At 50.9% G+C, this 20,002-nt stretch carries 10 protein-coding genes and 2 pseudogenes; 7 read left to right on the top strand and 5 right to left on the bottom strand.

The genetic code is table 11. The annotated features are described in order from the left end of the window. Window positions 1-81: 81 nt before the first annotated feature. Complete coding sequence (locus CGZ65_RS06125; protein ID WP_096295231.1) at window positions 82-984, bottom strand: Dyp-type peroxidase; 903 nt, start codon at window positions 982-984, stop codon at window positions 82-84. A gap of 143 nt (window positions 985-1,127) precedes the next feature. Here CGZ65_RS06125 and CGZ65_RS06120 point away from each other — a divergent pair, with 143 nt between their 5' ends. Next, window positions 1,128-2,213 (top strand): metallophosphoesterase, encoded by a 1,086-nt coding sequence (locus tag CGZ65_RS06120; RefSeq protein WP_096295230.1) that lies wholly within the window; start codon window positions 1,128-1,130, stop codon window positions 2,211-2,213. Window positions 2,214-2,308: 95 nt separating this feature from the next. On the opposite strand, the pseudogene mfd reads toward CGZ65_RS06120, so the two are convergent. Then, a pseudogene (mfd, locus tag CGZ65_RS06115) lies at window positions 2,309-5,717 on the bottom strand (transcription-repair coupling factor). Between the two features lie 196 nt (window positions 5,718-5,913). Between mfd and CGZ65_RS06110 the strand changes: the two are divergent. After that, a complete protein-coding gene (locus tag CGZ65_RS06110; RefSeq protein ID WP_332457943.1) occupies window positions 5,914-7,398 on the top strand; it encodes a DNA adenine methylase in 1,485 nt (494 codons plus the stop codon). 100 nt (window positions 7,399-7,498) lie between these two features. Here CGZ65_RS06110 and dsbD read toward each other — a convergent pair whose 3' ends face one another. Both dsbD and folE2 read right to left on the bottom strand, forming a co-directional pair. Next, window positions 7,499-9,304 (bottom strand): protein-disulfide reductase DsbD, encoded by a 1,806-nt coding sequence (gene dsbD / locus CGZ65_RS06105; RefSeq protein WP_096295228.1) that lies wholly within the window; start codon window positions 9,302-9,304, stop codon window positions 7,499-7,501. A gap of 368 nt (window positions 9,305-9,672) precedes the next feature. Then, window positions 9,673-10,446, bottom strand: a complete 774-nt coding sequence (gene folE2 / locus CGZ65_RS06095) for a GTP cyclohydrolase FolE2 (protein WP_096295226.1) — start codon at window positions 10,444-10,446, stop codon at window positions 9,673-9,675. A gap of 205 nt (window positions 10,447-10,651) precedes the next feature. On the opposite strand from folE2, the pseudogene CGZ65_RS06090 reads away from it, so the two are divergent. The 3 genes and pseudogenes from CGZ65_RS06090 to hpnC all read left to right on the top strand — a co-directional run bounded on the left by CGZ65_RS06090 (window position 10,652) and on the right by hpnC (window position 13,794). Then, window positions 10,652-11,811: pseudogene (locus CGZ65_RS06090) on the top strand (trans-sulfuration enzyme family protein). A 200-nt stretch (window positions 11,812-12,011) separates the two neighbouring features. Then, entirely contained in the window at window positions 12,012-12,791 is a 780-nt protein-coding gene (locus tag CGZ65_RS06085; RefSeq protein ID WP_096295225.1) for a ferredoxin--NADP reductase, read from the top strand. Between the two features lie 187 nt (window positions 12,792-12,978). Next, window positions 12,979-13,794, top strand: coding sequence for a squalene synthase HpnC (gene hpnC, locus CGZ65_RS06080; protein WP_096295224.1), 816 nt, complete (start codon window positions 12,979-12,981; stop codon window positions 13,792-13,794). A 290-nt stretch (window positions 13,795-14,084) separates the two neighbouring features. Here the strand turns inward: hpnC and CGZ65_RS06075 are convergent, their stop codons facing one another. Continuing rightward, window positions 14,085-15,218, bottom strand: a complete 1,134-nt coding sequence (locus CGZ65_RS06075; RefSeq protein WP_096295223.1) for a polyamine ABC transporter substrate-binding protein — start codon at window positions 15,216-15,218, stop codon at window positions 14,085-14,087. A gap of 268 nt (window positions 15,219-15,486) precedes the next feature. Between CGZ65_RS06075 and alaS the strand changes: the two genes are divergently transcribed. Next, a complete protein-coding gene (gene alaS / locus CGZ65_RS06070; protein WP_096295222.1) occupies window positions 15,487-18,381 on the top strand; it encodes an alanine--tRNA ligase in 2,895 nt (964 codons plus the stop codon). A 166-nt stretch (window positions 18,382-18,547) separates the two neighbouring features. After that, a complete protein-coding gene (aspA, locus tag CGZ65_RS06065) occupies window positions 18,548-19,951 on the top strand; it encodes an aspartate ammonia-lyase (protein WP_096295221.1) in 1,404 nt (467 codons plus the stop codon). Window positions 19,952-20,002 lie beyond the last annotated feature (51 nt).

Below are 20,002 nucleotides of genomic sequence, written 5' to 3'. Positions count from 1 at the left end.
AAAAGGAATGTGCTTATCATAACAGAGGCCGTCTGAAAACTCATGGACTTTCAGACGGCCTTTCAAAGATCAAATTGCCGACTAAAGGTTTTGCAAACGCTCAACCGGCGGCGCAAAATAATAGGCACCGGAAACAGCAGTCAAAATATGCTTCAGCAGCAAATCGACTTTGCCGTCGGTTTCACCGAACATGCTCAATAATTGCGCTTCAATGTTGTGCAGCGTATGGCAATAGGCAAGGAACATCAAGCCGTGTTCGCCGGTGATTTTGCCGTAGGGCAGGCTGCGGCGCACGATTTTCAGGCCCACGCCGTTTTCTTTCAAGTCTACGCGGCCTAAGTGCGAATCGGCCAAGCGCACGCTTTTGTCCAGCTCTTCGTCGGTTTCCTTGCTGCGGCCGATGCAGCTTTCTTGGTACGGCACATCAACCTTGCTCCAGCGTTTCAAATCGTGGCGGTATTTTTGCAGCAACACATAGCTTCCGCCCGCATCAGGCTGATCTTTAGGAATAATGCCTGCTTCGTAAATGGCTTGGTCTTGCGGGTTTTCCGTGCCGTCGACAAAGCCGTCTAAGCCGCGCTCTTGGTAAAGGCGGTAGCCGTGTTCTTCGGTGACGATGGTCAGGCTGTCGCCGAAGGTTTCCAATACGTCTTGCGCCAAAGCCAAAGCCGCATCTTGTTGCAGCGATTGAATGTGAATCAACACGTCTTGCTGCGCGGCCGGCGCCAAGCCGTTGCCCAGAGGCGTAAACGGTTTGATTTCGCGGCCTTCATCGGCATGGCCGAAAATACGCCAAGCTTCGCTGCCAAATGCGATGGTCAAGCCCAAATCGGCTTGCGGAAACTTGGCCTGCAAAACCTGAAGATGGGCAACGCTGTCGCGGCAAGCGGTTTTGACGGCATCGATTTGGCCGATGCGGATGTCGGCTTCGATAAACACGCCCGATTTGGCATGGTCGGAAATAATGGCGGTTTGCGGATTCATGGTTTGCTTCCGGATATCGGTTTTTAACGGGCAATATTATAACGCAATTTGTATAGGCGGTTTACAGTTGCTTGCGTTCAGACGGCCTTTGTTGATATGGCTTTATGCTAGAATGTGCGCCTTATTTTCAGGCAGGTTGATTCATGCGCATCGGATTTTTTATTATCGTATTGGTGTTGATGCAGCTCTTTACCTTTGGTTTGGGGCGTTCGCTGCAATGGCTGCTGGCACCGTTTATCGCCAAACGCGGCCGCCGCTGGCTGATGGGATTGGCCTATTTTATTACCAATAGTTTGATTGTCGGCCTGTTGCTGCAAGTCGATCACGCTATTTTCCGTGTGACGGCGTTTTGGATGGTGTTGCTGCTGTTTGTGATGTATTCGGCGTTGGCAACATTTATTCTGTATTTATTATTGCGTAAGTTTATGGCGCAACCGCCTTTGTCGCGTAGCTTGCGCGTGTTTGCGCCGCTGTTTCTCTTGTTCTTGACTGTTTTATCGGTGTACAACGCCTATACACCGGTGGTGCGCCATCAAAGCATTGCCATCAATAAGAAATTAGACCGGCCATTGCGCATCGGTTTGGCCAGCGACACCCATTTGGGCCTGCTGATGGGCAGCAAGCAATTGGACAAACTCGCCGCCATCATGCAGCAGCAAAAAGTCGATTTGATTTTGCTGCCGGGTGATTTGATGGATGATGATACCGAAGTGTATAGTGCCAAAAACATGCAGCCACATTTGGCCAAGCTGACTGCACCTTTAGGCGTATATGCCACGCTCGGCAATCATGATTTGTTCGGCCATCAGAATGAAATCCGTGCGGAATTGGAAAAAGCCGGTATCCGTGTGCTGGTGAACGAAGCCATCGAAGCGCATGGCTTATTGCTGGTCGGCCGTAATGACGACATGGACAAATCACGCCCATCCACCGAACAACTTTTGCAAGGCCAAAATACCGATCTGCCGGTTTTGCTGCTGGATCACAGGCCGTCTGAAATTGATTTACATGCCGAATTGCCGGTGGACATCCAAGTTTCCGGCCACGTGCACAACGGCCAAGTGGCGCCGGCCAATTTAATCGTAAAAACCATTAACCGTATAGCCTACGGCTACGAAGCAATCGGCAAAGGCCATTATTTCGTCACATCAGGCTATGGATTTTGGGGTATACCCATGCGTTTGGGATCGCAAGCGGAAGTGTGGATTATTGATGTGAAGGGCCGATAAGGTCGAGAACCAAAAAAGCCGTCTGAAAATTCAGACGGCTGTTTGGGTTTTTATTGGTGGTTTATGAGGTTTTGCAAAGGTCTCAGGTTTTGACCTTATTCCGCAACCAATACCTTTTCTTTCAAAGTCTTTAACATTTCCTTCACCATATTAATCCGCACATCGATATTTTCCATTTCCGCGCTATACCGCAATTTGTCGGCACCGGCCAAGCGGTATTTTTTGTTGGTTTGAATCAGCATGATGATTTCGGTCGGGTCGATGCGGTTGTTGTTACCGAAAGTGACGGTAACCGCTTCGTTAGCGGCATCAATGCCGGCAATGCCCATTTCTTTGGCTTGCAAACGCAAATGGTGGCTTTCGATCAGGGTTTTTACCGGCTGCTCGGGCAGGCCGAAGCGGTCGACCAGCTCTTCGTGAATGGCGTTGATTTGCTCGCGCGTTTCGGCGGTGGCCAAGCGTTTGTAGAGTACCAAGCGTTCGTGAATGTCGGGGCAGTAGCTTTCGGGCAGCAGCGCGGGGCTGTGCAGTTTGATTTCGGTGGTCACGCCCAAGGGTGCGTCCAAATCGGGCTGGCGGCCTTTTTTGAGGTCGCGCACGGCCTGTTTGAGCATTTCGGTGTAGAGCGTGAAGCCGACCTGCATCATTTCGCCGCTTTGGCCTTCGCCGAGAATTTCGCCGGCGCCGCGGATTTCCAAATCCTGCATCGCCAGCGTGAAGCCGGCGCCGAGTTCGTCTGCCGCCGCAATCGCGTCGAGCCGTTTTTCGGCATCTTTGGTGATGTATTCGGGGTGAGCAGGTAGGCGTAGGCTTGGTGGTGGCTGCGGCCGACGCGCCCGCGCAATTGGTGCAGCTGCGCGAGGCCGAATTTGTCGGCGCGGTTGATGATGATGGTGTTGGCGTTGGGGATGTCGATGCCGGTTTCGATGATGGTGGAACACAGCAACACGTTAAAACGCTGTTGCAGAAAGTCGCGCATCACCTGCTCCAGCTCGCGTTCGCGTAACTGGCCGTGGGCAACGCCGATGCGCGCTTCGGGCAGCAGCGTTTCCAGCCGTTCGTGCATATTTTCAATCGTATCTACTTCATTGTGCAGGAAAAACACTTGTCCGCCGCGCTTGAGTTCGCGCAGCACGGCTTCGCGCACGCTGCCTTCGCTGAAGGGTTTGACGAAGGTTTTCACCGCCAAACGGCGGCTGGGGGCGGTGGTAATCAGCGAGAAATCGCGCAGCCCTTCCAATGCCATGCTCAAGGTGCGCGGAATCGGCGTGGCGGTGAGGGTGAGAATATCGACGTTGGCGCGCAGGCGTTTGAGCTGCTCTTTCTGGCGCACGCCGAAGCGGTGTTCTTCGTCGATAATCACCAAGCCCAAGTTTTTGAATTGATTGTTGTCCTGCACCAGTTTGTGGGTGCCGATCACAATATCCACCGTGCCCTCGGCCATGCCTTTGAGGGTAGCGGTGGTGGTTTTGCCGCTGTTAAAGCGCGACAGGCTGGCCACTTTCACGGGGAAGTCGGCGAAGCGGTCGGCAAAATTCTGCGCGTGTTGCTCCACCAGCAGGGTGGTGGGGCGAGCACGGCCACCTGTTTGCCGCCCATCACCGCCACAAACGCGGCGCGCAGGGCGACTTCGGTTTTGCCGAAACCGACGTCGCCGCAAACCAATCTGTCCATCGGCTTGCCTTGGGTGAGGTCTTTAAGCACCGCGCCGATGGCGGCGGCCTGATCTTCGGTTTCTTCGTAGCCGAAGCCGTCGGCAAAGGCTTGGTAATCCTGTTCGTTGAAGGCGAATTTGAAGCCTTCCTGCGCCGCACGTTGAGCATAAAGGTTGAGCAACTCGGCAGCGGTGTCGCGTGCTTTCTCGGCTGCCTTACGCTTGGCTTTGCCCCATGCGCCGCTGCCGAGTTTGTGCAGTTGCACGCTCTCATGTGCCTGACCGGAGTAGCGGCTGATGAGGTGCAGCTGCGACACCGGCACATAAAGCTGTGCTTCGCCCGCATATTCGAGCAGCATCATTTCGCTGACGCCTTCGCCCAAATCCATGCCCACCAAGCCCATATAGCGGCCGATGCCGTGTTCTTCGTGTACCACCGGGTCGCCGATGTTGATTTCGGCCAAATCACGCAACAGGCCGTCTGAAACTTCGGCATGCTTTTTGCGGCGGTTGGTTTTTCGGGATTTAGCAACGTATTGATACAAATCCGATTCGGTAATGACCGCGATGTTTTGCTCGGGCAACTGGAAACCGTAAGCCAGCGGCGCCACGGTAATCATCAGCGGCTCGTGTGCCGATAAAAAGCCCTGCCAATCGCCCACGGCTTTGGCTTTGATGCCGTTTTGCTGCATAAAGCCGGTCATGGTTTCGCGGCGGCCGAGACTTTCGGCGCACAATAAAATGCGGCCGTCAAAGGCCTTCTGAAAGTCGATTAAGGCTTGCAAAGGCTGTTCGGCTTGGCGGTTGACCGCGACATCGGGCAGGTTTTGGTCGTGGCTGTACACGTCCGGCCATACTTGCGCATAAGCTTTCAGACGGCCTGCAAATTGGTCGGAAGCGAGATACAAATGCTGTGGAAGCAAAGGCGGGTAGGTTTCATTGCCTTGTGCCATTTGATAGCGTGATTTGACATCGCTTTGAAAACGCACCGCTTCGGCATATACATCACCCAAACAGACAAACAATGCTTTATCGCCGACATAATCAAACAGCGTATCCAGTTCGTTTTCAAAAAACAGCGGCAGATAATATTCCACGCCCGCGCCGAAATGGCCGTTGCTCACTGCTTGATACACCGCTGCTGCGCGATAGTCGGCATCGATTTCATCGCGGAAACGGCTGCGGAAAATTTTTTGCGCGTCGTCGTCGGTGGGGAACTCGTGCGCGGGCAGCAGGCGGATTTCACTTACCGGCGCGACGGTACGCTGGGTATCAGGGTCGAAGATTTTGATGCTGTCGATTTCGTCGTCAAACAAATCCAAGCGGTAGGGCATGTCACTGCCCATCGGGAACAAATCGACAATGCCGCCGCGCACGGCAAATTCGCCCGTAGCGACCACATTCGATACATGGCTGTAACCGGCTTCGATTAAATCGCCTTTGAGCGCGTCCAAATCCAAAGACTGGCCGGTTTTCAGCCAAAAGGTACGCCCGGCGAAGAATGACACCGGCGACAATTTCTGCATAGCCGTCGCCACCGGGACGAACAACACATCTGCCGCGCCGCTTTTAATCTGCCACAAAGCGGCCAAGCGTTCCGACACCAAATCGTGATGCGGCGAAAAACGCTCATACGGCAGTGTTTCCCAATCGGGCAGGAAAACCGCCGTATCGTGCGGCCGGAAAAACTGCCAGGCCGTCTGAAGGCGCAGCGCTTGCTCGGCATCTTGGGTCAACACCACTTTAAGCTGCTTGTGGGGCAAATGGCGCGCCAAAGCCAGCGGCAACGAGCCTTGCGAAAGATTGAGCCAGTGGGTTTTTTCTTGGGGTTTGGGAATCGGATAAGTCATGATGGCAGATGAAAACAGGTTGATGCCGTCTGAAAGGCTTCAGACGGCCTGAATGTTAGGAATGCTTATTTTATCAGAGAAACAAAATAATGTTGGCGGCAGAAAGGCCATACAAGAGAAAAATCATCAAGGTCATAGCATGATTTTTTTCGGTTTGGCATTATAATGCGCTGCACAAGATGCCTTATTTGGAAATATATGTTTCAGAATTCACAACCGCTATTCGGGCAGCAAATTCAAGCTGCTGGCTTTTATTGAGAACGTGATTCGCACGCATTGCCGCGATTGCCATACCTTTACCGATTTATTCGGCGGCACGGGTGTGGTGGCGCATCATTTCAACGACCGTTTCCGTATTCAAATCAACGATACCTTATCCGGTAATTTTTTGGCTTATCAAACGTTCTTTGCTGCTGAACCGGTCAATTGGCCGCACATCAAAGAATGGATTGACGGCTACAATCAATTAACCGATATGCCGTCTGAAAACTACTATTTGCGCCATTTTGCCGGTATCTTTTTGAGCCGCCAGAATATGCTGAAGGTCGGTATCATTCGTGACGACATCGATGCCTTGTTCGCCCAAGGCAAAATCAATGCGCGTGAACGGGCGGTGTTGATTACATCATTATTGTATGCCATCGACCGCATCGCCAATACCGTCGGCCATTACGATGCTTTCCGCCGCAGTGGCGATTTGGCCAAGCCGCTGGTGTTGCGTTTGCCGCAGACGCAGGAAGCGCACAATCAGGGCAATCAAATTTTTCAGCAGGATGCCAACGAGCTGGTGAAAAGCATTCGCAGCGACATCGTATATATTGATCCGCCGTATAATTCGCGCCAATACGGCGATGCGTATCATTTTTTGGAGAATGTTGCCGTCAATGCCAAGCCCGAAGTGCACGGCGTGGCACGTAAAATGGACAGAAGCCATCTGAAAAGCGGTTACTGCACGCAAAAAGCAGCGGCTGAAATCATTTGCCTTGATAAAAACGAGCAACTGATTGATTTGTTGAAATTTATTCAAAGCCAAAGCTATGCCGGTTTGGTTGCGCAATTGGAACAGAAAATTGCCTGTTACGGTTTGAGCGATACCTTCCGCCACGATTATGATTTTTACGAATGCAACAGCAACAATGGTTTGGGCAAATTCAATAAACAGCCGTTTGCCCGATTGCGGCAGGATTATAACCAATCGAAAGACAATTTATTGTTTCTGCTGCTGATTTTTTACGGCTTCAACAACCAGATCCGTTTCAATCAAAAAGGCGAATTCAATCTGCCGGTAGGCAAGCGCGATTTTAATGTCAGCCTGCGCAACAAGCTGCGCCTGTTTATGCAAAGGCTGCGCACGCGCCATATCCGTTTTGCCTGCCAGAATTTCCGTGATTTAGACATTGAGCATTTACAACGGCAAAACGCCTTTCTTTATCTCGATCCGCCTTATTTGCTGGGTATGGCGGCCTATAATGAAAAGGGTGGCTGGACGGCGCAAGACGAGCGGGATTTGTTGCAATTTCTCCAAACCTGCAACGAGCATCAGATTCGTTTTGCCTTATCGAATGTGATGAAACACAAAGGCGAAACGCATCAGCAATTATTGGATTGGTATCGCGCATTCGTTTCACATCAACTATCTGAATTTCCATTACCAAAACGCCAATTATCAGGCGAAGCATAAAAGTGGAGAAACGCAGGAAGTGTTGATTACCAATTATTGACCAAACAAAAAAAGGCCGTCTGAAAAATGCTTTTCAGACGGCCTTTGTATATGAATCACATTATTTTTCGTTTTGCCGATACCATTCGATAAACGCATCCGGTTTCACAAAGCCCAATAAGGCTTCGCTGCGCGTACCGTCGGCACGAATGACGAACACACCCGGCGGGCCGAATAAGCCGTATTCTTTCAGCAAAGCTTGGTGCTCGGCGGTATTGGCGGTGACATCGATTTGGAAGAAGCGCTGCATATCCACCGCTTCATGCACTTGCGGCTGGTTGAGCGTGTAGGCCGCCATTCCTTTACAGGAAACACACCAGTCGGCATAAAAATCAAGCAACACCGGTTTAGACGGGTCGGCTTTCAAAGCGGCATCCATCGCGGCTTTGAGCTCGGCCACATCAGTGAACATGATGCCGTGATCGCTGCCTTGGCCGGCTTCAGACGGCGGCGTTAAGGTTAAGAAATGGTGCAGGGCGGTGGTTTGGCGCTGATAGCTTTGCCAGCCGAACCATGAGCCGCTAATCAGCAGTAAAAATCCCAATACCATCGCCACACTTTTCAGACGGCCTGTTTGCTTGCCGGCGCGCACCAGCAACCACACCGCCGGTACCAACAGCAATAAAGTATAAAGCGACGCCACCAATGCGTAAGGCAGGTAAGGCGTAGCCAAATACACCGCCACTGCCAGCAGGATAAAACCGAACGCGGATTTGATGCCGTTCATCCAATCACCGGCACGCGGCATGATGTGGCCGCCGAAAGTGCCGATGATAATCAGCGGCACACCTGTACCCAAAGCCAACGCATATAAGGCCAAACCGCCCAATACCGCATCGCCGGTCTGGCCGATATAACCCAAAGCAAAGGCCAGCGGCGGCGCCACACAGGGGCCGACAATCAGTGCAGAAAGCATGCCCATTACAAATACCGAAGCCATGCGGCCGCCGGAGAGTTTGTTGCTTTGATTTTGGAAATAGGATTGCACCGAGCTTGGCAATTGGATATTGAAGAAACCGAACATCGACAAAGCCAGAATCACCATAATGGCAGAGGCGGTCAGCACTACCCAAGGCTGTTGCAGCCAGACGGTCAACAGCGCACCGGTCAGGCCGGCAAACACGCCGACCAGCGTGTAAGTGAGCGCCAAACCCTGCACATACACCATCGATAAGGCAAACGCGCGGCCTTTGCCGGCATTTTTATCGCCGACGACAATGCTCGACACAATCGGCAGCAACGGATACATACAGGCGGTAAAGCTCAAGCCCAAACCTGCGAGAAAAAACGCCAACAGATTGGCGTTCAAGGTATCCCAAGACAGTTTGAAGCGGCTGTCGCTCTTGGCAGGCGCAGATTTCAGGCCGTCTGAAGACGTGGCAGGTCGGGTGAATCGTTCTTTTGCCGACACCGGCGCACCGCCGCCTTGCGGTTCATACAGGCCGTTGCCGTTGATGTCAAAAGCCGTATCCACCGGCGGATAGCACACGCCGACTTCAGCACAACCCTGATAGCTCAAGGTTAATCTATATTGGCCGAACGCTTGTTTGTAAGGCCAATTCACTTGTGCCGCGTAGCGATACACGATTTGCCTGCCGAAAAATTCGTCTTCTTTTTCTTCGCCGGGGCTAAGTTGCGGCGTATCGCCCAACACACCGACAGGAACGGTGTCAGCGATGATTTTGGATTGGTAAAGGTAATAACCTTCGGCAATCTGAAATTGCACATTAATCCCTTGCCCGGTCACGTTCACTTGCGGGCGGAATGCTTGTTCGGGCGGCAACAGCTTCGACGCATCAACCGGCCCGGCAAAGGCCGTGTTGAACAAGGCGTGGAAGGCCAAGACAAAATAAAAGAGTTTGTTCATATCGACAACCTGTCGGTGTGGAGTAGATTCGCGCTGGTTAAACAAGAATTTAATATATTGTTTTCAGCATTATAAGTGATTTGAGGCCGTCTGAAAAACAGGAAACAGGTTTACTTGCATTAAAGCAGTTTCAGACGGCCTGTCTGATTGAATATCCATACAAATACGGCCGTCTGAACATATTGATTTCAGACGGCCTGAAACGTTTGCAAAATCTTCATCTTTGGCGCATTTCTTCGTTATGCACTGCGCGAAAGCTTGCCTGTCTTCATGATATGTCTGCGCTTTTTGTTCGACTATAACTTCGAACCGTACTCAAATCCGGGGTTTTGTAAAAGCCTCTGCCTTTGATAAAAGGAGCATTACATTTAAGGATAAGCAATCACCGCATAAGCCGAATGGTTGTGAATCGATTCGAAGTTTTCACTTTCCACTACAAAGCTTTCCACGCGTGCATCGGCAATTAGGGAAGTAGCCACATCGCGCACCATGTCTTCCACGAATTTCGGATTTTCATACGCTTGCTCGGTCACGAATTTTTCGTCAGGGCGTTTGAGCAGCCCGTAGAGTTGGCAGCTGGCCTGCGATTCCACGCAGTCGATGACTTCTTCAATCGCCACATCGGCATTGGCTACCAGCGATACGGTAACATGCGAGCGTTGGTTGTGTGCGCCGTATTGCGAAATCTCTTTGGAACACGGACAAAGCGAAGTCACCGGCACTATGACTTTCAGGCTGTGGCTGTAAACACCGTTTTTGATTTCGCCGGTGAGGGTAACATCATAATCAAGCAGCGACTGAATGCCCGATACCGGCGCAGTTTTCTTGCGGAAAAAAGGAAAGCCCATGCTGATTTTGCCCGAATGCGAATCCAGTAATCCAACCATTTCGCGCGTGAGCTGCTGCAAACGCTCAAAGCCCAAGGCTTCGGTTTGCTGCTCCATCAAAGCGACAAAGCGCGACATGTGCGTGCCTTTTTGGTCGGCAGGCAGATAAACCGTCATCGTCAGGCGGGCAACGGTGGCCTGTTCGCCCTCGGCGGTACGCAAGGTAATCGGGAAACGTAAGTCTTTAATACCGACTTGGTTAATCGGCAGGTTGCGTAAATCGCGGGTGGATTGCACGTCTGCAATGGCGTTCATGCGTGTTTTTTCCTTAGAAATAAGCCTAGGCCTGATAAGTGTGGGCGGCAAACGGTAATTCAAGGCCGTCTAAAAAAGGCCGGCTTGATGACCGGTTTTATAAATGCGAGATTATATCACTTAGCGGGCAGGGCGGTATTAATTGTTTCTATTTTTCAGATAGTGATAGAATGAATGCCATTCATATCGAAACAAGGTTTGTGTCATGAAATTCGCCACCAAAGCAATTCATTCCAGCTACGATTGCGACGAACACCAGCGCGCGCTGATGCCGCCGATTTACCAAAACAGTATGTTTGCCACCCACGAAATCGGCGAGCAAACCCTTACCGCTACTCACGCCTGAGCAATCCAACGCGCAAGATTTTGGAAGACACGGTCGCCGATTTGGAACACGCCGCCGCCGGTTTTGCGTTTTCCAGCGGCATGGCCGGTATTGATGCCGTGTGGCGCACTTTTTTGAAGCCGGGCGATACCATCATCGCCGTAGCCGATATTTACGGCGGTGCGTATGATTTGTTGAATGAGGTATATGCGCCTTGGGGCGTAAATGTGGTGTTTGCCGATTTGAGCCATCCTGATAATCTCGATGCGCTGCTGGCCAAACACGCCAACGTCAGAATGGTGTGGCTCGAAACACCGTCGAATCCTCTATTGCGTCTGGTGGATATTCCGGCCTTAGCCGCCAAAGCCAAAGCAGCCGGGGCGCTGGTCGGCATCGACAATACCTTTGCCACACCATACCTGCAACGTCCTTTGGATATGGGCTGCGATATTGTGTTTCATTCCGCCACCAAATATTTATGCGGCCATTCCGATGTGCTGATGGGTGTGGTGGTGGTGAAAACCAAAGAATTGGCCAAGCCTTTGCATGCCATGATGGTCAACAGCGGCGCAGTGGCAGGCCCGTTTGACTGCTGGCTGGTGTTGCGCGGCATCAAAACCTTGGCCTTACGCATGAAAGCCCATTGCGAAAACGCTTTGGAAATCGCCAAGCGTATGGAAAATCATCCGGCGGTGGAAAAAGTGTTTTATCCAGGGCTGCCGTCACATGAGCATTATGAATTGGCCAATGCGCAAATGCCTAAAGGCAGCGGCGGCGTGGTAACGGTTTATTTGAAAAACGACGCCAAGCAAGCAGCCAACAGCGTGATCCAAAACATGGATTTGGTCAAAATGGCATCCAGCTTGGGCGGTGTAGAAAGCTTGGTCAACCATTGCTATTCACAATCACACAGCGGTGTGCCGCACGATGTAAAAATGGCAATGGGCATTAAAGTCGGTTTACTGCGCTTTTCCATCGGTATTGAAGACGTTGACGACATTTGGCAGGATATTTCCAAAGCCTTGGACACGACTTTGTAAATATTCATGCCGTCTGAAAAGCTATAACCTTTGCAAACGAGCAGCACATAACGAAGAAATGTGCCCAAGATGGGATTTTGCAAGCGTCTTCATCTTTCATACGGCATAATCTATTTCCATAAAAACTTTACCGTTATTTTTCAGACGGCCTTAGCGTATAATCAAGGCCGTCTGAAATATTTTTGACCAAAGGAAACCTTATGGCCGCCGCACCTGAAGCCAAGTTCACCGAAGAAAAAGTGTTATGGGTGAAACACCGCACGCCCAAACTGATGACATTCGCCATCACTCGCCCCGAAGCCTACCGCTTTTCCGCCGGCCAATTCTCACGCTTGGGTTTCCGCGACGGAGAAGGTTATATCTGGCGCGCCTATTCTGTGGTATCGGCCGAATATGCCGACACCTTGGAATATTTTGCCGTATTGATCGAAGACGGTCCGATGTCGGCTAAATTGGCAAAAATGCAGGCAGGCGATGAAATCCTGCTGGACAAAACCGCCACCGGTTTCCTGTTGCCCGAACGTTTCCCAGACGGCAAAGATTTGGTCATGCTCTCCACCGGCTCGGGCATTGCACCGTTTTTATCCATCATCGAGCAGCCGGAAATCCGGCAGCGATTCGAGCGCTTGGTATTGGTGCATTCCGTATCGTATGCCGATGAATTGATTTTCAACCAACGCTTAGCCGATTTGAAAAACCATCCGCTGATTGAAGAGCATTTCCACAAATTGGTATTCGTGCCCGTAACCACACGCGAAACCACCGAAAACGCCTTATCCAACCAACGCATTCCGGCTTTGCTGCGGGAAGGCATTTTGGAAAAACACATCGGTTTCACGTTTAATAAAGCCGACACGCGCTTTATGGTCTGCGGCAATCCGGCGATGGTGAAAGACACCTTCCAGGCCTTGATGGACTTGGGCTACACCATGCACCGCAACCGCGAACCCGGCCAAATCATGATGGAAAACGGGTTTTGATTAAGCTTGAATCACCGTTCAGATGGCCTGTGACCATAGCAAAATCTTCAACTTTGGCACATTTTTTTGTTATGTGCTGCCCGAAGCTGCTCTCACTTCGAACCGTACTCAAATCCGGAGTTTTGTCAAGGTCTCGACCTGTTATTTAAACAGGCCGTCTGAAAAAATGCTATCCAAAGAACACATTATGCCTGTCAACCACTACGAAAACTTCCCTGTCGGCTCCATCGTTTTGCCGCGCCGCCTGCGCCAGCCCATTCATGCGGTGTATGCCTTTGCCCGAACCGCCGATGATATTGCCGATGAAGGCGAAGCAAGCAATGAAAGCCGTTTGCAGGATTTGACCGGATTGGAACACGAGTTAGACCGCATCCGAAAGGGCGAAACGCCGCAAACTAAGCTCATGCAGCGGCTCAACAATGAAGCAATTGCACCTTTCAGCATGCCGCTTGAGCCGTTTTACGATTTGCTTTCTGCCTTTAAACAAGATGTAGTGAAAAAACGCTATCAAACTTTCGGCGAATTGGTTGATTACTGCCGCCGCTCCGCCAATCCTGTAGGGCGCATTCTGCTGCATCTCTACGGCGAACACGACCCTGTCAGCATCGCCCGCAGCGACGGCATCTGCACCGCTTTACAACTGATTAACTTTTGGCAGGATGTCGCCGTCGATTGGGAAAAAGGGCGCGTGTATATTCCGCAAGACGATTTGGCACGCTTCAACGTTACCGAGCAGCAAATAGCCGAAGGTAAAGCCGATTTCGCCTTCCAACGGTTGATGGCACACGAATGCGAACGTGCGTTCAGCATGCTCAAAGGCGGCTCGCCTTTGGGTAAAACGCTCAAAGGCCGCATCGGTTTTGAGTTGCGCATGATCATTATCGGCGGCCAGTTGATTTTACAAAAACTCGACGGCATTAAATACGATGTGTTTAACGAACGGCCGGTGTTGGACAAAAAAGACTGGATGATTATCGTCAAGCGCGCGTTTCAGAAGAAATAACTTCTGAATAAAACAGGCCGTCTGAAAGCAGAAATCACATTGGGTGATTGCTTTCAGACGGCCTGAGACTTTTGTAAAACTTCATGACCTACCAATAAAAACCAAAAATGCCGTCATTCCCGCGCAGGCGGGAATCCACCGCAACATCTAAGAAACCTATTTATTCAACAGTTTCCCATGCTCAAAAATGGATTCCCGCCTACGCGGGAATGACGGCGGTTTGGGGTATGCTAACTTTTGAAGGAGTTTTGCAAAGGTTTCAGACGGCCTGTTTCTTGACTATCTAAGCCTTATTTCCCTGCCTTCAAACCCTGCCATTGCTGCACCATAAACTTCAACGCATTCGGCTCAATCGGCACCATAATGAAACTATTCTTCAAATCTTCATCGCTCGGGAAAATCGTATTGTCGTCACGATATTCTGCGTTCATCAACGCTCTTGCCGGCATGCTTGATGGCGCGTAAGTGACAAAATTACCATTTTGCGCTGCGGTTTCCGGCTCTAAGAAATGATTGATGTATTGATGCGCATTGGCCACATTTTGGGCATCTTTCGGAATAGCAAACGAATCCACCCAAATCCCTACACCTTCTTTCGGCATCATCACACGGATTTTTTCTTTGCCGCCGGCTTCTTCGGCGCGGCGCTTGGCAATGTTCAAATCACCGCCGAAACCGATGGTCACGCAGGTGTCGCCGCGCGCCAAATCATCGATGAAACCGGATGACGTGAAGCGCTTGATGTTGCGACGGTTTTGCTTGAGTAAATCAGTAGCCGCCTGAATGTCTTCAGTTTGGCTGCTGTTCGGATTTTTACCGAGATAATTCAATACCATCGGATACATTTCCGCCGCACTGTCGAGATAGCTGATACCGCATTGCTTCAACTTGGCAGTGTATTTCGGATTGAATACCAAATCCCATTCGTTTTGCGGCATGGGCATATCGCCCAAGGCTTTTTTCACGCGCTCAGTATTGATGGCAAAGGTGTTGGTGCCCCAGAAAAACGGCACGGCGTATTCATTGCCGGGGTCAACATTTTCCATTAAGGCCATTAATTGCGGATTGAGATTTTTATAATTAGGAATCAGCGCTTTGTCGATTTTTTGATACGCACCGGCCTGAATTTGACGGCCGATAAACGCATTAGACGGGCCGACCAAATCATAGCCGGATTTGCCGGTTAACACTTTGCTTTCCAAGGTTTCGTCGCTGTCGTAAACATCATAGCTGACTTTGATGTTATTTTTGCGTTCAAATTCAGCCACGGTTTTCGGATCGACATAGTCCGACCAATTATAGATTTTCAATGCGCCGCCGTTATTGCCAGTAGGTTGGCCGGCGCTTTGTTTCGTTTCGGGATTACCGCTACAGGCGGCGAGAGTCAACACGGCCAAGCCGATTAAAGACAAATGTTTGCGCATCGTGTGTTCCTTAATGTCGTTCTCGGGTGTAAAAGCCAGCGATTATAAGCGATAAAATCTTGATTCGGCGAAAAATTATCGATGTTAACATTTATTTTTGAAACACTCCGCTGCAAATGCGTGCGTTTGCGCCCGATAATCAGGCCGATAGATAGCTTGAAACAAGGATTTGCGGTAAGATAGGCGGAATCTGAAAATTACATTCAGACGGCCTTTGAAAAGTTCAACAGGCCGTCTGAAACCGTTTAAACCTGTTACAGAAAATATTATGAAAACTTCTGAATTACGCCAAAAATTCCTGCAATATTTCGAACAACACCAACACCAAATCGTGCGTTCGTCTTCACTCGTACCGCATGACGACCCGACCCTGCTGTTTACCAACGCAGGTATGAACCAATTTAAAGATGTCTTCTTGGGCTTCGACAAGCGCCCATACAACCGCGCCGCCACCGCGCAAAAATGCGTACGCGCCGGCGGCAAACACAACGACTTGGAAAATGTCGGCTACACTGCGCGTCACCACACTTTCTTTGAAATGATGGGCAATTTCTCATTCGGCGATTATTTCAAACGCGAAGCGATTCATTTTGCTTGGGGCTTTTTGACCGGCAAAGAATGGCTGAACCTGCCGAAAGAAAAATTATTGGCTACTGTCTACGCGGAAGACGATGAAGCCTACAACATCTGGCTCAACGAAATCGGCCTGCCTGCCGACCGCATTGTGCGCATCGGCGACAACAAAGGCGCGCGTTACGCGTCTGACAACTTCTGGCAAATGGGTGACACCGGCCCTTGCGGCCCTTGTTCGGAGATTTTCTACGACCACGGCGAAGAAATCTGGGGCGGCATTCCGGGCAGTCCTGAAGAAGACGGCGACCGCTGGATTGAAATCTGGAACAACGTTTTCATGCAGTTCAACCGCGACGAACAAGGCAATATGAATCCGCTGCCAAAACCAAGCGTCGACACCGGCATGGGCTTGGAGCGTATGGCTGCCGTGATGCAGGGTGTACACAGCAACTACGAAATCGATTTGTTCCAAGACTTGATCAAAGCCGTTTCCCGCGAAACCGGCGCACCGTTCAGCATGGACGAACCAAGCCTGAAAGTGATTGCCGACCATATCCGCTCTTGCTCGTTACTGATTGCCGATGGCGTGATGCCGGGCAACGAAGGCCGCGGTTATGTCTTGCGCCGCATTATCCGCCGCGCGGTACGCCACGGTTACAAATTGGGTCAGAAACAACCGTTTTTCCACAAACTGGTGCCGGATTTGGTGAAAACGATGGGCGCTGCCTATCCTGAATTGAAAGAAAAGCAAACCCAAATCATGGAAGCCTTGCGCGGTGAAGAAGCGCGTTTCGGCGAAACCTTGGAAAAAGGCATGGGCTTGTTTAATAACGTATTAAACGGCATGCGCTTTTTGAAATTAGAAAGCCTGTTGCCGCTTGAAGGCCAAGGCAAACCATTGACCTTGCGTACTTCAGACGGCATCGAATTTACCGCCGCTGCCCGCAACAAAGGTGGCGACAAACAAATCGTTATTCAAACCCAAACTGAAGGCCGTCTGAACGAAAGCCGAACCATCGGCCTGAAAGAAGTGATCGGACAAGGTAATGTTTCCGAAGAAGGCAAACCGTTTGCCGCAGCGTTGGAAACTTACGTTAAAGACAACATTGCCAACAGCAAAATGGTGATTGGCGGCGAGCACATCTTCAAACTCTACGATACCTACGGCTTCCCATACGACTTAACCGCCGACATGGCGCGCGAATTGGGCATCGAATTGGACGAAGAAGGCTTCGAGCGCGAAATGGAAGCCCAACGCGCCCGCGCCCGCGCCGCACAAAGCTTCAAAGCCAATACCCAATTGGCTTACGAAGGTCAAGATACCGAGTTCCAAGGCTACACCGAACGCCGCACCCAAGCCACCGTATTGGCTTTGTACAAAGACAGCGAAGCCGTGAACGAACTTGCTGAAGGCGAGAGCGGTGCGGTCGTGATTGATTTCACTCCGTTCTACGCTGAATCAGGCGGCCAAGTGGGTGATGTCGGCTTTATCTTTGCCGGAGACAACCGCTTTGAAGTGCGCGATACGCAAAAAATCAAAGCCGCGGTATCCGGACAATTCGGCGTGGTAACGTCAGGCCGTCTGAAAGTAGGCGATGCGGTGACAGCAAAAGTGGATAACGATGTGCGCGATGCCAATATGCGCAACCACAGTGCCACCCATTTGATGCACAAAGCCTTGCGTGATGTATTGGGCGAACATGTCGAGCAAAAAGGCTCGTTGGTGACTGCCGATTCAACCCGTTTCGACATTTCCCATCCGCAAGCCATCAGCGCGGAAGAAATCGCCGAAGTCGAACGCCGCGTCAACCAAGCTATTTTGGCCAACGTGGCGGTTGATGCCAATATTATGAGCATGGAAGACGCGCAAAAAACCGGCGCGATGATGCTGTTTGGCGAAAAATACGGCGACGAAGTACGCGTGTTGCAAATGGGCGATTTCTCTACCGAGTTGTGCGGCGGTACCCACGTTGCCCGCACCGGCGACATCGGCCTGCTTAAAATCATCAGCGAAGGCGGCATCGCTGCAGGCGTGCGCCGCGTCGAAGCGATCACCGGCCTGAACGCTTTGAAATGGGCTCAAAACCAAGAGCGTTTGGTGCGCGACATCATCGGCGAAGTGAAAGCCCAAACCGAGCGCGACGTATTGTCCAAAATCCAAGCCAACGCTGCTCAAACCAAAGCCTTGGAAAAAGACTTGGCCAAAGCCAAAGCCGAATTGGCCGTACACGCAGGTGCCAAGCTGCTGGATAACGCCAAAGACTTAGGCGCAGCCAAACTGGTTGTCGCCCAAATCGAAGCCGATGCCGCCGCTTTGCGCGAAATTGTGACCGACCTGAGCGGCAAATCCGATAAAGCCGTGATTCTGCTGGCTGCGGTAAACGACGGCAAAGTTTCCTTGTGCGCCGGTGTATCCAAACCGTTAACCGCCAAAGTCAAAGCCGGCGATTTGGTCAAATTCGTGGCCGAACAAATCGGTGGTAAAGGCGGCGGCCGCCCTGATTTGGCACAAGCCGGCGGCACCGAAGCCGATAAGCTGCCGCAAGCCTTGGCAAGTGTTGAGGCTTGGGCGAACAAAAAATTGGTTTAATGAGCACAAAGGCCGTCTGTAAAGGGTTTCAGACGGCCTTCTATCCCAAAATCACTGCATAATTATGCCTTAAATATATGGACAAATCAGGCTAACAAGATTATCTTATTCCCTGTGTAGCCGTGTGCCGGCGATATTAATATTTTCTCAAAGAGGGTTTTAGAGTATGGCTTATCGTGTTGAATATGATTTATTGGGCGAACGTGAGATTCCGAACGATGTGTACTGGGGCATCCACACCTTGCGCGCTTTGGAAAACTTCCAGATTTCTTTGCAAAAAGTCGCAGATATGCCTCATTTTGTGCGCAGCTTGGTGCAGGTGAAAAAAGCGGCGGCGCAGGCCAATGGCGAATTGGGGACGTTGTCAGTAGACGTAGCGGCTGCAATTGATAAAGCTTGCGATGAGATTTTGGTAAACGGCCGCTGTATGGATCAGTTTCCGACCGATGTGTTTCAGGGTGGCGCGGGTACTTCGGTGAACATGAATATCTGCGAAGTGATTGCTAACTTGGCTTTGGAGCAATTGGGGCAAGAGAAGGGCAACTATGAAGTCGTGAACCCGATTGATGATGTGAATGCCAGCCAATCGACCAACGACGTTTATCCGACTGCTTTCCGCTTGGCGGTGTATCACAGCATCGGTGATTTCTTGAAAAACCTGGCTGTGTTGAAAGATTCGTTTGCACAAAAAGCAGATGAATTTAAAGACGTATTGAAATTGGCGCGCACACAATTGCAAGATGCGGTGCCGATGACGCTGGGGCAGGAATTTAAATCGTTCCAAGTATTGTTGGACGAAGAAATCATCAATTTAGAGCGCACGCGCCAATTGTTGTTGGAAGTGAACTTAGGCGCAACCGCCATCGGTACGGGCGTGAACACGCCGGAAGGCTATGCCGATTTGGCAGTGAAAAAATTGGCAGCCATCAGCGGCTTGGATGTCAAGCTGACCGAAAACCTGATTGAAGCCACTTCCGACTGCGGCGCGTATGTGATGGTACACAGCGCGGTGAAACGCACGGCGGTGAAAGTATCGAAAATCTGTAATGACTTGCGCTTGCTGTCGTCCGGCCCGCGCGCCGGTTTGGGTGAAATTAATTTGCCGGAAATGCAGGCAGGCTCTTCGATTACACCGGCCAAAGTGAATCCGGTAATTCCCGAAATGGTGAGTCAAGTCTGCTTTAAAGTATTGGGTAACGATACTACCGTTACCTTTGCTTCCGAAGCAGGCCAACTGCAATTGAACGTGATGGAACCAGTGATTGCCCAATGTATGCTGGAATCGATTTCATTGCTCAACAACGCTTGCGCGGGCTTGGCGGAAAAATGCGTGAAAGGCATTACAGCCAACCGTGAAGTATGCGAAAGCTATGTGTTCAATTCGATCGGTCTGATTACCTTCCTGAACCCGTACATCGGCCATGAAAACGGTGATTACATCGGCAAAATGTGTGCGGCCACCGGCCAGAGTGTGCGCGATGTGATTTTGGATTTGGGCTTGATGGAAGCTGCGGATTTGGATCGTATTCTGTCGCGTGAAAATATGCTGAATGCGCAATTGAATAAATAATAGGCACCAAGAGAAAAGGCCGTCTGAAAACAGACGGCCTTTTTTGTATTT

Origin of the sequence: Neisseria weixii (assembly GCF_002327085.1) — a bacterium.
Classification (GTDB): domain Bacteria; phylum Pseudomonadota; class Gammaproteobacteria; order Burkholderiales; family Neisseriaceae; genus Neisseria; species Neisseria weixii.
Note: the sequence above shows the minus strand (reverse complement) of the source record. Positions and strands in the feature narration are given on the sequence as shown.